General features: G+C 46.3%; 13 protein-coding genes and 1 tRNA gene. 7 read left to right on the top strand and 7 right to left on the bottom strand.

Annotated elements, in window-relative coordinates; all coding sequences use genetic code 11:
• Positions 1–12 precede the first annotated feature (12 nt).
• The 4 genes from QT973_RS07415 (at position 13) to QT973_RS07400 (ending at position 7,789) form a co-directional block, all read left to right on the top strand.
• Positions 13–1,740 carry an SLBB domain-containing protein gene (locus QT973_RS07415; protein WP_333053382.1) on the top strand — a complete coding sequence of 576 codons (1,728 nt, stop codon included), beginning with the start codon at positions 13–15 and terminating at the stop codon, positions 1,738–1,740.
• A gap of 143 nt (positions 1,741–1,883) precedes the next feature.
• The gene (locus QT973_RS07410) at positions 1,884–4,208 is read left to right on the top strand and encodes a polysaccharide biosynthesis tyrosine autokinase (RefSeq protein ID WP_333210362.1); all 2,325 of its coding nucleotides are present in this window, start codon (positions 1,884–1,886) and stop codon (positions 4,206–4,208) included.
• Positions 4,209–4,641: 433 nt separating this feature from the next.
• Positions 4,642–6,009 (top strand): NAD-dependent succinate-semialdehyde dehydrogenase, encoded by a 1,368-nt coding sequence (locus QT973_RS07405; protein WP_333260228.1) that lies wholly within the window; start codon positions 4,642–4,644, stop codon positions 6,007–6,009.
• A gap of 142 nt (positions 6,010–6,151) precedes the next feature.
• Positions 6,152–7,789 (top strand): acetolactate synthase large subunit, encoded by a 1,638-nt coding sequence (locus QT973_RS07400; RefSeq protein ID WP_333053376.1) that lies wholly within the window; start codon positions 6,152–6,154, stop codon positions 7,787–7,789.
• Positions 7,790–7,841: 52 nt separating this feature from the next.
• On the opposite strand, the gene QT973_RS07395 is transcribed toward QT973_RS07400, so the two are convergent.
• The 3 genes from QT973_RS07395 to QT973_RS07385 are packed head-to-tail and all read right to left on the bottom strand — an operon-like array spanning position 7,842 to position 8,589.
• Complete coding sequence (locus QT973_RS07395; RefSeq protein WP_333053375.1) at positions 7,842–8,009, bottom strand: type II toxin-antitoxin system HicB family antitoxin; 168 nt, start codon at positions 8,007–8,009, stop codon at positions 7,842–7,844.
• 11 nt (positions 8,010–8,020) lie between these two features.
• On the bottom strand, positions 8,021–8,245 hold the full coding sequence (locus QT973_RS07390) for a DUF4926 domain-containing protein (protein ID WP_333053374.1): 225 nt from the start codon (positions 8,243–8,245) through the stop codon (positions 8,021–8,023).
• A gap of 8 nt (positions 8,246–8,253) precedes the next feature.
• Complete coding sequence (locus tag QT973_RS07385) at positions 8,254–8,589, bottom strand: DUF6883 domain-containing protein (RefSeq protein ID WP_333053373.1); 336 nt, start codon at positions 8,587–8,589, stop codon at positions 8,254–8,256.
• A gap of 192 nt (positions 8,590–8,781) precedes the next feature.
• On the opposite strand from QT973_RS07385, the gene QT973_RS07380 reads away from it, so the two are divergent.
• Complete coding sequence (locus tag QT973_RS07380; RefSeq protein WP_333053372.1) at positions 8,782–9,405, top strand: type II toxin-antitoxin system antitoxin SocA domain-containing protein; 624 nt, start codon at positions 8,782–8,784, stop codon at positions 9,403–9,405.
• Between the two features lie 407 nt (positions 9,406–9,812).
• On the opposite strand, the gene QT973_RS07375 is transcribed toward QT973_RS07380, so the two are convergent.
• From QT973_RS07375 to murA, 4 genes are all read right to left on the bottom strand, one after another.
• Positions 9,813–10,688, bottom strand: a complete 876-nt coding sequence (locus QT973_RS07375) for a DMT family transporter (RefSeq protein WP_333053371.1) — start codon at positions 10,686–10,688, stop codon at positions 9,813–9,815.
• 195 nt (positions 10,689–10,883) lie between these two features.
• Positions 10,884–10,965: transfer RNA gene (locus QT973_RS07370), tRNA-Leu, on the bottom strand.
• Positions 10,944–11,816 carry a M48 family metallopeptidase gene (locus QT973_RS07365; RefSeq protein WP_333053370.1) on the bottom strand — a complete coding sequence of 291 codons (873 nt, stop codon included), beginning with the start codon at positions 11,814–11,816 and terminating at the stop codon, positions 10,944–10,946. The genes QT973_RS07370 and QT973_RS07365 overlap by 22 nt, the downstream gene beginning before the upstream one ends.
• Positions 11,817–12,040: 224 nt before the next feature.
• Positions 12,041–13,459: a UDP-N-acetylglucosamine 1-carboxyvinyltransferase gene (gene murA / locus QT973_RS07360; RefSeq protein ID WP_333053368.1), complete on the bottom strand. Its 1,419-nt coding sequence runs from the start codon at positions 13,457–13,459 to the stop codon at positions 12,041–12,043.
• Between the two features lie 409 nt (positions 13,460–13,868).
• Here murA and QT973_RS07355 point away from each other — a divergent pair, with 409 nt between their 5' ends.
• Positions 13,869–14,960, top strand: a complete 1,092-nt coding sequence (locus tag QT973_RS07355) for an RNA-guided endonuclease TnpB family protein (RefSeq protein ID WP_333053367.1) — start codon at positions 13,869–13,871, stop codon at positions 14,958–14,960.
• 132 nt (positions 14,961–15,092) lie between these two features.
• Positions 15,093–15,598, top strand: a 506-nt coding sequence (locus QT973_RS07350) for an AAA family ATPase (protein WP_333240709.1), incomplete at its 3' end; no start/stop codon positions are given.

Genomic DNA, 15,598 nt, shown 5'->3' with positions numbered 1-15,598 from the left:
GGGCAAAAAGCGATGGTGGTGAAAAGTTATTCGCACGGCGTGCAACTTGAGAAAAAAGCTCACCCTTGTGTTCCCTTCGCGGAGAGGGAGGGTGAAGAATTTCTCCCATTTCCTGCAAGAAGAGGGGCTCAGGGAGACATTTCCAGCAAAAGCTGCAAGCTAAGTTATTGGGCAAGCAATGCTGTCAAAAGTTTAATGATTCAAAGTTTAACAGTGTCAGTGCTGGCGGCGGTGGGTTCATCTCCTGCAGCGGCCCAGTTTATGCCTCCTCCTCCTCCTCCTGCGGATGCGGGTTCTCCTGTTCCTGTACCAGTACCCGCAGCGCCGGGATTTCCGGGATTTCCGGCAACTGAACCTTCAAGTGTACGATCGGAAGTTTACACTTTAGGCGCGGGCGATCGTATTCAAATGGACATCTTCAACGTCCCGGAATACAGCGGCCCCAACGGTCAACACCAAGTACAGGCCGACGGTTCCCTGAGTTTGCCGTTAATTGGCAGCGTTTCGGTGTACGGGATGACCCTAGAACAAGCTTCTAATGCTGTTAAAGACAAATACGGCAAATACCTCAAACGCCCTTGGATTACCCTGAAACTGCTGGCGCCGCGTCCTTTGCAAATTGCGATCGCGGGCGAAATCAACCGCCCCGGAGCCTATACAATATCCTCAGCAGCAGGCCCCGGAGGCACAGCAGAGCAAATGGGAACTCAAATGCCAACGATATCGCGGGCTCTGCGAATGGCAGGCGGAATTACCCAGTCAGCAGACGTGCGACAAATCAAAATCCGCCGCCCCCAGCGCAACGCACCGGAACAAATTATTAGTGTGGATTTGTGGGAATTATTGCAAAACGGCGATTTGCGGGCCGATATGACTTTGCGCGACGGCGATACTATATTTATTCCCACTGTAACTAGCCTCAACCGCCAAGAAGCACCGACTTTAGCAGTAGCTAACATTACCGGACAAAGCACTCAACCAATTAATATTGCTGTGGTGGGCGAAGTAACTCGCCCCGGTACTTATACTTTGACAAAAGAGGCTCAAAGTAGGGTACAAGAGAATGAAATGGGTGAAAATTCTGGTTTGTTTGCTGCCAGCGAAACCAACGGCGGGGAAAGTGTTTTGCAGCAAACTGTAACGAGGGCAATTAAAATGGCGGGCGGCATTACGCCGGTAGCTGATATCCGACAAATACAAGTTCGCCGCCTGACGCGGGCGGGTACAGAACAAATTATTAATGTCAATTTGTGGCAACTTTTGGAAGGGGGAGATGTATCCCAAGATTTAGCGCTACAACAGGGAGATACAGTAATCGTCCCCAAAGCCGAAAACCTCGATGAAACCCAAGACGAACAAGTTGCTAATTCTAATTTTTCACCGGATACGATTAGGGTGAACATTGTAGGAGAAGTCGTGAAACCGGGAACGATTGCGGTGGTGCCCAACACTACTTTAAATCAAGCGCTGGTAGCAGCGGGAGGTTTTAATAAAGCGCGGGCAGAAATGGATTCGGTGAATTTAATTCGCCTCAATCCTAACGGCACCGTTTCGCAGCTAACTGTTAAGGTGGATTTTTCTGCAACTGCCAATGAAGAAACTAATCCCAAACTGAAAAATAATGATGTAATTATGGTAAGGCGATCGGGTCGCGCTACGTTCTCGGATAATGTAGGAGGGACTCTCGCTCCTCTCAGCCCGCTGTTAGGAATATTTCGGTTGTTCGATATTTTTCGGTGATTTGAATAAACTGGCATTAAGACCTCAAAAACCCGATTTAGAGAAAATATTGCGGTTTGGTAATGCAATATCGAGGAATCAACCGATTTCCTGAAACTCCGCCACCAATACAGACGTTTAAACTAATAAGTTGTAGAAATCAAATGAAACCAGGGAAACAATCTCAAGTAGCACTGTTTAATCATAAAAAAGCCGCTGATTTGCAAAAAATGTCTTCTGGGCTTTATGGAGAAGATCAATTTTTAGGCAGCAACAAAACCGAGACAGAAGAGTTAACTTTTTGGGAAGTTTGCCGCAGTCGCTCCATCTTAGTAATCGGCGTAGCAGCGGCAGTGACTACCGGAGTTTTCGCCTGGACACTGAATCAAAAAAGCGAGTACGAAGGGCGCTTTCAATTATTAGTAGAACCAGCCGTTACGCAAAATACTTTAGCCAAAATTTACTCGGGTGAGCTGAAACTGCAACCAGCGGCGCCCGCGACGACAGAAAATGCTGGTTTTGACTACGAATCGCAAATTCAAGTTTTACAAAGCCCGCAAGTAATGGCGCCGATTGTTAAAGAGTTGCAGGCTAAGTATCCTGACATAAATTACAACTACCTCTTGAACCAAAAAGCAGATAATTTGCCGTTTTCTCAGGAAACTAGGTTGTCAATTAATCGATTCAAAAATACCAAGATTATCGAAGTTAGATATCGGGATTACGATCCGAAAAAAATTCAGTTTGTTTTGGAAAAAGTTGCGCTAGGCTACCGCAACTACAGCGTGCAAGATACCACAACTCAAATTAGTCAGACTCTGGATTTTGTAAAATCGAAAATTCCCAATCAGCAAAAACGCCAACAAGCTCTGCAAACAGAAATTCAAAAGTTGCGGCAGCAGTACAATTTCATCGACCCGCAAATTCAAACGCAACAACTCGCGCAGCAAATCAGTGAACTTCAAACGCAAAGATTGGAAGCGCAAACGCAGCTCAATCAGCAGAGATTGCTCTATTCCAATCTGCAAAATCAGCTTGGATTAAACCAGAAGCAAGCGCTGATGGCCTCGGCTCTGAGTCAAGCTCCCCGCTATCAAGGGATGCTGACTCAATTGCAGCAATTAGAAGGGCAAATTGCGATTAACTCGGCTACGTTTACAGACGAAACTCCGCAAATGCAATTGTTGCGAGAACAGCGCAAAAACCTGATTCCTTTATTGAAGAAAGAAGCCCAACAAGTTCTGGGAACTGATTTGGCTAAGGTAAATTCACAAGTGCTGGCTTTTCAAGATCCGGTGCGGATTAAGTTAATCGAGCAGTTTATCGGTACTGCTAATTTAATTCAGGTGCTGGGCGTGCGGAATCAAGTTTTGGAACAAGCTGCTAAGCAGTTGAATCAATACTCTCAAAAATTCCCGGTGATTTTGCGGCGCTATTCCGATTTGCAGCGCGAGTTGGACGTGACTAACAATACGCTGAATGGTTTGCTGGCAAAACAGCAAGCTTTGCAGCTTGAAGCTGTGGGCAAAAAAGAGGTGGCTTGGGAAGTTATTGCTAAGCCTGAAATTCCGCGTTACAAAAATGGCGAGTTGATGGCTGTTGCTCCGATTATGCCTTTGAATTTGGCTTTGGGGGGATTGGCTGGTATGCTGTTTGGTATGCTGGCGGCGCAGTTGGCGGAACGGTTTAAAAATAAAACGGTGTTCCAAACTCCAGAGGATGTTAAACAGTCGATTCGCCTGCCTTTGTTGGGGGTAATTCCTGCTAGCGATAAAATTTTGAGACTTCCTCCTGCTGAGACAAGCCCGGTGGATGTGGCAATTTCGCCGATGCCGACGGATGCTTTTCAGGAAGCTTTTCGATCGCTCAATGCGAATATTCGCTTACTAAACGTTGATACTCCGATCAATTCTTGTGTAATTACTTCTTGTCAAGTAGGTGATGGCAAGTCTACGGTAGCAGTCAATCTGGCGCGGGCGGCGGCTGCAATGGGGCAGCAAGTGCTGTTGGTGGATGGGGATTTACGGCGCCCGCAGGTACACGAAATGCTGGGTTTACCGAATTGGCAAGGCTTGCACAATGTGATTGCTGATGATCTGGATGTGCAACAGGTGATTGTGCGATCGCCCCGCGATGAAAATTTGTTTGTGTTAACTTCCGGCCCGGTTCCTTTCGATCCCACAAAGGTGCTTTCTTCCAAAAAAATGCAGCATTTAATGGCAGCTTTGTCAAGTCATTTTGATTTAGTTATTTACGATACTGCACCACTTTTGGGTTTGGCGGATGCGAATTTGTTGGCGGCTCACACTAACGGATTGATGCTGGTAGTGGGGCTGCATCAAACTGAGCGGGAGGCGCTGTTGTTGGCTTTTGAAGATTTGAAAATGGCGGGAATTCCGCTGTTGGGAATGGTGGCGAATAACGATAAAGGCAGCAGGTATTACTATCAGTCTTACGTGCAGGATTACGTTCAGGAACAGTCTGTTTGAGGGAGAGGAATTGAGAAATGTTTAGTGGAACAGGCCGTCGGGCCTGTTCTTGAGAATGCAAGGCGGGCGGGACACCCGATCAGATATTTATATTTCCTCCATCTTGCACCTTTAATTGTGAATCAAGCTGTCTGGGGCGGGCGGGACGCCCCAGAAGAACATTTAACTTTTGTGGAACAGAACAGGCCGTCTAGCGTGTTCTGGTGATTTGTGCGTGATTTCAGAAAGACAAATTTTCTTAAGATTTGCGATCGAGACTCTGAACTATAATAAAAAGTAGAGAAATTTAAACAAATCGCGGCACTTGCAACTTAGCAAAATCTGAAAGAAAACGTGGCTGGTAAATTCCTATTTTGTAATACCTTGATACAACTCCCTGCCTCGGCTCAAAACTAGCAGGGAGTTTTGTGTTTTTCACACAGGAGATGAAACAATGGCTATTGCTACTATCAACCCGGCAACGGGAGAAACGCTGAAAACTTTCGAGCCGATCGCGGATGAGGTAATCGAAGCTAAGCTGGAATTAGCACAGCAAGCTTTTAAAAAATACCGCCAACTGCCGTTTGAGCAGAGAGCTCTGTGGATGCAGAAAGCTGCAGACATCTTGGAGCGCGATCGCGAAATTTACGCTGAAATGATGACTCTGGAAATGGGTAAAACGCTCAAATCTGCGATCGGCGAAGTCGAAAAATGCGCCTTAGTTTGTCGCTATTACGCCAAAAATGCCGCTCAATTTATGGCAGACATACCGGCAACCACTGACGCTAGCAGCAGCTTTGTCCGCTACCAACCGCTAGGCGCTATTTTAGCCGTTATGCCGTGGAACTTCCCATTTTGGCAAGTTTTTCGGTTTGCGGCGCCGGCGCTGATGGCGGGCAATGTCGGCTTGCTTAAACACGCTTCCAACGTGCCTCAGTGCGCTTTGAAAATCGAAGAAATTTTCAGGGAAGCTGGCTTTCCCGAAGGCGTTTTTCAAACTTTGTTAGTGGGCGCCGACAAAGTAGCCAATATCGTTGCGGACGATCGTATAAAAGCAGCAACCCTCACCGGTAGCGAACCAGCGGGTGAAAGTTTGGCAGCAAATGCGGGCAAAAATTTGAAAAAAGTAGTGCTGGAATTGGGAGGAAGCGACCCATTTATTGTGATGTCGAGCGCCGATGTAGCAGCAGCTTTATCAACTGCTGTGACATCCCGGATGCTCAATAACGGTCAATCTTGCATCGCCGCCAAACGCTTTATTTTAGCAGAAGAGATAGCCGACGAATTCATCACAGGATTTGTCGAAAAATTCGAGCAATTAAAAGTAGGCGATCCGATGTTGCCAGAAACCGATATCGGCCCTTTAGCTACTCCCGCCATCCTCAAAGACTTGGACAATCAAGTGCAAAATTGCATCCAATCGGGAGCAAAAATTCTGACAGGTGGCCGCCCATTGTCAGAGAAAGCCGGCAATTTCTACTTGCCAACTATTCTGACAGATATTCCGCCGAATGCCTCTGCCCGTCAAGAAGAATTTTTCGGGCCCGTAGCTTTAGTATTCCGGGTTGCAGGCATCGAGGAGGCGATCGAACTCGCAAATAGCACATCTTTTGGCTTGGGTGCGTCAGCTTGGACTACAGTAAACTCAGAGAGCGATCGATTTATTTCCGAACTAGAGGCGGGCGCGGTATTCATCAACGGTTTAGTAAAATCCGACCCTAGATTGCCCTTCGGCGGTATCAAACGCTCCGGTTACGGACGCGAATTGAGCATCCAAGGAATGCACGAATTTGTTAACATAAAAACAGTGTGGGTGAAATAAGCTCCCACTCTCTCAACCGATCGCACAAATCTACATAAGTCTGCGTTTATCTGCGTTTATCTGCGGTTAAAAATTCCCATTTAGTATTTTTGCGATCGGTTGAAAAAGACAAAAAAACCATTAACCGAGGAGAGAAACGGAAATGAACACAGCTCAACTATTGGTAAAATGTTTAGAAAATGAAGGCGTCGAATACGTCTTTGGACTTCCCGGAGAAGAAAATTTAGAAGTTCTAGAAGCCCTGAGAAACTCTTCAATTAAATTTATTACTACTCGCCACGAACAAGGCGCCGCATTCATGGCAGACGTTTACGGTCGTCTCACCGGCAAAGCCGGCGTTTGCTTGTCCACCTTGGGCCCTGGGGCAACTAACTTAATGACAGGAGTTGCTGACGCCAACTTAGACGGCGCTCCTTTAATAGCAATTACCGGACAAGTCGGCACAGACAGAATGCACATAGAATCGCACCAATATTTAGATTTGGTCGCCATGTTTGCGCCAGTTACTAAGTGGAATGCTCAAATTGTTCGCCCCAGCACGACGGCAGAAATTGTCCGCAAAGCTTTTAAAGTAGCTCAAAGTGAAAAGCCGGGAGCAGTTCACATTGACTTACCTGAAAACATCGCAGCCATGCCTGCTGAAGGAGATCCGCTCACCAAAGACAACCGCGAAAAAACTTTTGGCGCTTACCAAAGCTTGAATAAAGCCGCTGTGGCAATTTCCAAGGCAAAAAGTCCTCTGCTTTTAGTAGGAAACGGTGCGATCCGCGCTAACGCCAGCGATGCTTTGACACAATTTGCTACTCGATTGAATATCCCTGTAGCTAATACTTTCATGGGCAAAGGTGTGATTCCTTACACTCATCCTTTGGCACTGTGGACGACGGGCTTGCAAAAACGCGATTACATTAGCTGTGCTTTTGAAGAAACGGATTTAGTGATTGCTGTTGGCTACGATTTGATTGAATATTCCCCGAAAAAGTGGAATCCTGAAGGAAAAATTCCGATTATTCATATTGGAGCTCTGCCAGCAGAAATTGACAGCAGTTATATTCCTCTTATAGAAGTTGTGGGGGATATTTCTGATTCTCTCAATGAAATTTTGCAGCGTGCCGATCGCATGGAGAAAGTAGACCCTTTTGCTAAGCAATTGCGGGCGGATATTCGGGCTGGGTACGAACAATATGCAGCCGACGACGGTTTCCCGATCAAGCCACAAAAACTCATTTACGATTTGCGGCAAATCCTGGACCCGGAAGATATTCTTATATCTGATGTCGGAGCTCACAAAATGTGGATCGCGCGGCACTATCATTGCGATCGCCCGAATACCTGTTTGATTTCCAACGGCTTTGCGGCGATGGGAATTGCGATTCCGGGTGCGGTAGCTGCAAAACTCGTTTATCCCGATCGCAAAGTAGTAGCCGCCACCGGCGACGGTGGTTTTATGATGAATTGCCAAGAGTTAGAAACTGCTTTGCGAGTCGGTACTAATTTTGTGACGCTGATATTTAATGACGGCGGTTACGGGTTAATTGAATGGAAGCAGCAAGATTATTTTGGTCATTCCGATTTCGTCAAATTTGGCAATCCCGATTTTGTGAAATTTGCGGAAAGTATGGGTTTAAAAGGCTATCGAGTGGAATCTGCAACAGATTTTATTCCGATTCTGAAAGAAGCCCTTGCTCAAGATGTCCCTTGCGTGATTGACTGTCCGGTAGACTATCGGGAAAATGCGCGTTTCAGTCAATTATCTGGGGATATGAGTTGCAATTTGTAAGAGTAGCTAGAGCCTCGGCTTCTTTAATAAGTCGGGGTTCTAATAATGGACATTATTCGAGATAGAGTTTTGTAGCTTGTTTAAGATTGGCGATCGCTTCTTCTATGGTTTCGCCTGGGTCAACCGTGCTGACTTCAGGACATTCGGCAATGTACATATCTTCTTCTTGGTAAATGATGCCTGTGAAGCTTGGATTTTTCCTTATAATTTTCGCTTCCATTTAGATAGGGCTCAAGCTAGCATCCGGGCGTGAGCAATTTCTCTATCACCTATGAGACGGACTTGGGAGCTAAAGAGTGAAATAATAGCTAATGTTTTCCCCGTCAAGGTAACAAATTCTACTTCATATCCTACCCCACCTTGATGTACTAAAACAACAGTGCCAATATCGCCTTGGCTTAATTTTTTTTCTGGGATATCAATTGTTAAAACAATGCTGTCAAGTTCTTGAATCATTTTATTTTTTAATCTGGTGGATAGGCACTTACTAGCCTGGGAGTGTCGCCTCCGGTTTCAATAAACCAAACAGAACGCACAAAGGGTTTTCTGCCATCTGCTGCTAGCATTTCTTCTTCAATAACGTACCGACTGCCAAAAGGAGATTCTTCAATTTTAGCTAATTCATGGTCGGCGGCATGACGCAGCAAGGCCGTTGCCATGATTTCCCAAGCATCAACTGAAAAGCCAAACCGTAAAAAAAATTTTGCTTTGCTTTTCCCGTCGCGGTGGGTGAGTGAGAGCAGATATTCGGTAATTTTCTTTTCAGGAACGACTGCTCTTTCATAATTGGGCAGTTTCAAGCACTCTTTCCAAAGCTTACTCTTGTATATTAACCAGAGTGGAGGCGATCGGTCAAGCAGGGGCGATTACCTACGGGATAGCTGCGCCTCGCGTGCTTTTTGACAAGTTGGGATGTAAGGGCGATCGCTATTACGTCAGTCATTATTCCGCACTGTTTGCTAGAATTATTTAAGTCAGCTATAAGGACGGCTATGACTGAAGCTATCTCAACAAAAAATGAATATCAAATAACTGTGAGTTCTCCAGTTTGGCAAAGAGTTGAGCAAATTGCCGCAGAATTTAACTTGTCAGTTTCGGAACTATTGGAACAGATAGGCAAAAATCAACTCAAAGTTGTTGCGGTTCCCGGTAATTCAGTAAAAGTGAGTGAGCAAGATATTGCAAATGCTTTTATTTGGTTAGCCGCCCAAACTAATGTAGCAATCAACGCCTACAAGCTACAAAAACTTATATATTACGCTCAAGCTTGGTATTTAGGAGTTTACGGAAAGCCACTATTTGATGCAGATTTTCAAGCAGGGATTCACGGGCCGGTTATTCCTGATTTATTAGAAAAGTATCAACGCCAATTTAGTTGGGAACGCATTACAGAGAAAATCGAACAACCGAAAATTCCCCAAAAAGTTGGGCAATTTATCGAAGAAGTTGCGGAGGCATATTTTGAGTATGATGATGAAACTTTGGAACGAATGATTTGCAGTGAAATGCCTTGGCTGGAAGCGAGAGGGGATTTGCCGAGAGACGAATCTTGTCATGGGATTATTTCTCACGAATCGATGAAGAAATATTATTCGGGCCGTTTCTTCTCTAAATAATATAAGGGCGATTCCCTACGGGATAGCTGCGCCGCGCGTGCTTTTTGACAATTTGGGATGTAAGGGCGATCGCACTTTTTCAGCTTCAAGTATTCGGATTAGCTGTTACCTGCGTGATGTACGGGATAATCAGGTCAAAATCCTTACGGATTTCTGCCAGTTGTTTTACCTAAGTATGAGAAGCATAAATCACTTCCTCTTACTTCGGGCGATCGGTTGCAATTTGCTTCTCAATCTCTCCGTAGAGTTTTATTTTAACTTGTCGGATTTGATATGATGCGTTTTTTCAGTCAATTCAGACCTAGTTGAGTTTTTGGCTACTTAAACTAATATTTAAGGACACTAACTAAGAAAGAGCCTATTTTTTGATTGTTTAGCGACACGCCACACTTCTCTCTAAAATATCATCACTTCAAACCCAATAATAAGGCGATTCCGCCGATCGCACCAACTACCCCCACAACAGCCCGAAGGCTCACTTTTTCGCCCGCCAGCACCGCTAAAGGCAGTATAAATAGGGGACTGGTAGAACTGAGTGCTTGAGCGATTGCTGCGGGTGCATATTTCAGCGAAGTCTGTTGCAGAAAAATTCCGAGATAGGTTCCTAAAAAAGCTGCTATAATTATTGCACCTAATAGTTTTGGCGCTTTTAATTGTTTGAAACTATCAAGGTTTTTTGGGTTCAAAAAGCATAGCATAACTGCCATGCCGCCGCTCAAACGCAAAGCCGCAGTCCACAGGGGATCAATATCTATTTGAGTGAAGGCGGCGCGGGATAAAATAGCTCCAGCGGCGTGGGATGTTTGTCCTAATAAACTAATGGCTAATCCTTGCCAAAGATGTTTTGATGGTAAGGTTGTTTCGGCTGTTCGTTCTGCAATTACCCACGCTACGCCGCAGATTGTTAAAAGAATGCCAGTACAAGCAATGGGCGATAACTTTTCTTGCAAAAATATTAAGCCCAATAAAGCTGTTAAAGGGGGAGATAGGGTTTCTAAAAGCAGCGTTCGCCTCGCGCCTAAATATTTTAATACGATAAAGAAAGCGGTGTCTCCGATGCCAATTCCTAGGGCGCCGCCGATCAGCAGCATTGCTAAAATATTAGGGTTGATTGCGGGTAAGGGTTTACCTAAAATTAGTACAGTGGCAAGGAGCATGAAAAGGGCGATCGCGCCTTTGAGCAAGTTTAGCACCACTGCGGGGATTTGCTGTCCCACTCGCTGCCAGATGGTGGAAGATAGAGCCCAGACAAATGCAGCGCCTAAAGCGGCGATTTCACCCATAAAATTTGTTGACTGTTGACTGTTGACTGTTGACTGTTGACTGACTAACGACTAACGACTAATGACTAATGACTAATGACTGTTGTTACCGATGCCCGATGCCCGATGCCCGATGCCCAATGCCCGATACCCAATATAAATTAGGGTTCCAGACTTATCATCTGAAACCCTATATTTATTAAGCTTCTTTAGTAGTGGGCGGGGAGAGAATCGAACTCTCATACCGTAAGGTGTCAGATTTTGAGTCTGATGCGTCTACCAATTTCGCCACCCGCCCTTTTTATCGGTTTCACCATCATAAAGCGCCGATCGATTTTTGTCAAGCAAAGATTCATAATCTTTTGAACTGGCCCAGCGATCGATCTCTCTGGCGCGCAATACTGGTACAGGATGCGACAACTGAGCCGTTTGAGCTTGTTTGAGCATTTCTCCCAGTTCCGTGCTGCTGAGGTCGTCGTAGGCTCGCGCCTGGGCCAAAAACTCATCGACATTCAGTTTCGGAGCTAAAGTCGGCGAACCTCCTGCCAGTTTCATCAACAACGATGCTACCACTCTTGGGTCTTGGGTGGCGAGCAAGGCGGCGCGATCGCACGTAAATTCCGCACACCGCAACCATTCCAACATTTGCGCCTGCAAACCCTGGGCGAGCACGGCTCCCACCGGCGAAATTTGGCCGGCGGCCAACACAATTAAATTAGCCAGAGTCAGGTAAACTCCGTGTTCGCACTTCAAATGCCCCAACTCGTGAGCAATTACTGCCTTAACTTCCTCATCTGTGAGCAAATCAATCAGAGAAGTGTGCATCACCACAAAAGGCTGTTTTCCCCGCATCGCGAAGGTGTAAGCATTCGGCATCGGATGCTGGCGGACATAAAGCTGCGGCGGTTCCAAATCCAGAGTTTTGCAGGCATCCAACAACAATTGATGCAGGTGGGGCAATTGATTTTCCCCGACTTGGACGCTGGAAGCCAGATTTTCCAGCATGAAAAACTGTTCGCCCAGTTGTCCCAGCAACTGCCGCACCATCAAATCCAGGCCGGGCAGTTGTTTGAGAGTGCTGGTAGCTTCCAAGTCTAGGGGGTGGCGAAACTGGTCTGCTTTCAAACCGATGAGCGGTATGTTCGACATTTTAATCCTGAGTCATTAGTCATTAGTCATTAGTCATTGGTCATTGGTCATTAGTCATTGGTCATTGGGAATTGGGAATTGAGAATTGGGAACTGGGAATTGGGAATTTTCTTCCTTCTTCCTTCTTCCTGACATCCGTTACATCCGCTACAGAATCCGTTGCCGAACTTCCTTTTTCCTTCTTCCTAATGACTAATGACTGCTGACTAATGACTAATGACTAATTAACAGTTTAAACCCGATCGCACGGGATTGACAGGAGCCTCAGCAGTCGCCGGGTCTGTACCCTCTTTCACGCGTCGCAAATTCGCGCCCAATTTTTGCAGTTTCACCTCTAACTGCTCGTAGCCGCGGTCTAAATGCTGCAAGCTGCTGATGGTGGTGACACCATCGGCTGCAAGTCCCGCTAACACTAACGCCGCCGAAGCCCGCAAATCTGTTGCCACTACCGGCGCACCCGACAGCCGCGACACTCCGCGCACAATCGCGACATTGCCTTTAAGGCGAATGTCGGCGCCCATGCGGTTGAGTTCTGCTACGTGGCGCAAGCGATTCTCAAACACGGTTTCTTTGATCAAGCTGTCGCCCTCGCTCAGCGTCAGCAAAGCCATAAACTGAGCTTGCATATCTGTGGGGAAACCAGGGTAAGGCAGAGTTTCGATGTCTGTGGCCGAGTGAGTTTGGCCGGGAACTATCCGCAAAATGTCGGGGGATTCTGCAATAATTTTCGCCCCAATTGTCTGCAATTTGGCAATGACTGCGGTCAGGTGGTCGGGAATTACCGGCGACAAACTGATTTCGGAGTGAGTGATGGCTCCGGCTACTAAAAATGTTCCGGCTTCAATGCGATCGGGAATAATTGGATAGTCTACCGCGTGCAGCTTGGGAACTCCCGAAATGACGATCGTATTCGTGCCAGCGCCTTGAATTTTTGCTCCCATGGCGCAGCAGAAATTCGCCAAATCTGCGACTTCCGGCTCTTGAGCCGCATTTTCAATCACGGTTTCTCCTTGGGCCAGAGTCGCCGCCATCATCAAAGTTTCAGTTGCGCCAACGCTGGGGTAGTCCAAATAAATTTTGGCTCCTTTCAGGCGGCGGTTCGGCCCTTTGACGTAAGCGTGAACGGTGCCGTGGTCGATGTGGACTTCGGCACCGAGGGCTTGCAAACCGCGAACGTGGAGTTCAACGGGTCGGGCACCGATGGCGCACCCACCGGGCAAGGGTACTTTGGCAAATCCCAAACGCGCTAGCAGTGGGCCGATAATAAAGAAGCTCGCCCGCAGTTGGCTGACTAATTCGTAGGGGGCTTGAGCGTCTATGAGGTTGCTGGCGTTGATGTCTAAAACGTCCCCGTGCTGCTGTAATTTGACTCCTACAGCCGAGAGAATTTGCCCCATGCGGGCGACATCGACTAGACCGGGAACGTTGCGGAGACGGCAATCCTCTGGGCATAGCAGGGCTCCTGCCATGACGACTAAGGCCGAGTTTTTGGCGCCGCTGATTTTGACGTGTCCTTTAAGGGGCTGGCGACCCCAAATTTGTAATACTTGTTGGTCGCTTTCAGGTGAAGCTGGCAGGTTAGATGAGTTCTGAGCTGGTGTAATGGGTTTGCCCTCCATAATTCGCTTCGTTACTTTATACATTATTAATTTTGGTTCGATTTTACCGGAAAGTTTTTATATGTCTAGGGGTAACATTAGGGATTCTCGGCATTATATTTGCCAAGCTTCAGTCTGGGTAAGGCTTTCAGGTTTAATCGCATAAATAATGTCGATCGAGTCTCATGAAATTATCTGTATCAAAATTTACGTTCATTTGTAGCGGTCGCTCGGATCACAGATGTTATAGCTTTGTCAACGATCTTTTGAAGTAAAAGCCGGCTGGGTTGTTGACAAAGGTGTAAGATATCTGTTCGATCGACAATGCTAGAAAGTTAACACATTGTCGATCGCCCCATTGCCTGTGCTAACCTGTGACAACAACCTAGAGTAAAACTTAAGTGCCAAATACTTTGCTAAACTTATTCACAGTTAATCACCGAGAGGAAGTTTCATGTTTGCTGTCAAGCGGGCGCTAAAATTAAATAACAAGGAAGCGACGTTGATGGCAAAACACGCAGGATTCCGGCGCGTAGTTTTCAATTTTGGGTTGAGCCTGCGAACTCAAATGTACAGTGAGGGGAAATTTACCGACTCGAAGGTACTCAACGAAGTCAAGAAGGTTCTCACCAATCACGTCAAGAAAACGTCTGAATTTGCTTGGATGAACCAGTTGTCTAGCCGAGTTTATCAAAACGCTTTGATTGACTTAAAAGATGCTTTTAGTCGATATCGTTCGGGGAAAGCAGGTCATCCGAAGTTCGCCAGCCGGCGAGACGGTCAATCTTTTACGGTTGATTCATCTAACGGTAAACTTTTGTTAGTCGCTGGTAGCACTATCAAGATTCCTACGTTGGGAACTTTTCGACTTTTTGAGCCGTTAGAATGTGGTTTTATTTCTCAAACTTTTACGGTTTCAAAAGAAGGTAATCGCTGGTTTGTTTCCTTTTGTGTGGATGCAGAGCGCCTGCCCGGTGGGCAGTCTGAAGGTTCTGTAGGAATTGATGTCGGCATCAAGTATGCGGCCACGCTATCAACCCAACAGAGTTTTGATGCACCAAAGCCGCTAAAGCAAGCGAAAACCAAGCTTGCTACTTTACAGCGCCAAGCATCTAAACAGGTAAAAGGCTCTCGAAATCAGCGCAAAACCTACAACAAAATTAGTCAGATCCATGCACGAGTCGCTCGTATTCGCTTAGACTTCCTTCACAAGTTAACAACTTACCTAGCTAAAACTTTCAAGCTAATTAAGATTGAGAACTTGAATGTTCAAGGAATGATGGCGAATCATAAGTTAGCTGGAGCAATATCTGACCTGGGATTTTACGAATTCAAACGTCAGCTCGACTACAAATGCCTTATGTATGGAGCTAGTTTAGTGCTAGTAGACCAGTGGTTCCCTAGTACGAAAACTTGCTCAAATTGTGGCACAAAAAAAGATATGCCACTAAGCGTTCGGACTTTTGACTGTCCTACTTGTGGCATATCTTTGGAGCGGGATTTTAACGCAAGTTTGAATATTTTAAATTGGGAACCCTCGGCTTGAGGGGAATAGCCTACTTATCTTGGGATTAGCCGTCTACCCAACAGCGTAGGAAGTGAAATCGAATTGTGTCTAAAAATGAGTTTAGACAAGTTTAGATAAGTTTCACGAAGCAGCCAAAGCTACTCCTAGCATATGGTTCACATTAAACGGATCGAACTGACTAACTTTAAATCTTTTGGCGGCACGACGGCCATTCCCGTGCTGCCCGGTTTTACTGTGGTTTCCGGGCCCAACGGTTCTGGGAAGTCCAACATCCTCGACGCTTTGCTGTTTTGTCTCGGACTTTCGAGTTCTAAGGGAATGCGGGCTGAACGTTTGCCGGATTTGGTGAACAGCGCCCAAAACAAACGCGGTACGATCGAAGCTAGCGTGACTGCGACTTTTGCGTTGGAAGATGTGGGGGACGAATGGTTCGCCCAGGATGAAGATGAGGAGGAAAATGCAGCAGATGAGTTATCTGTTGAAGCAGAGGAAGTCGAAGGGATAGAAATTGCCGAAACTCAAGACAACAACGGCCAATCATCTGCCAATCGAAAATCCAAAATCCAAAATCCAAAATCGGATGAGTTATCTGTTGAAGCAGAGGAAGTCGAAGGGATAGAAATTGCCGAAACTCAAGACAACAACGGCCAATCATC

Source organism: Microcoleus sp. Z1_A1 (genome assembly GCF_036700305.1).
In the GTDB taxonomy this organism is placed as follows: Bacteria; Cyanobacteriota; Cyanobacteriia; order Cyanobacteriales; family Microcoleaceae; genus Microcoleus.
The sequence above is the reverse complement of the archived record's forward strand: the minus strand, read 5'-3'. Positions and strand labels throughout refer to the sequence as shown.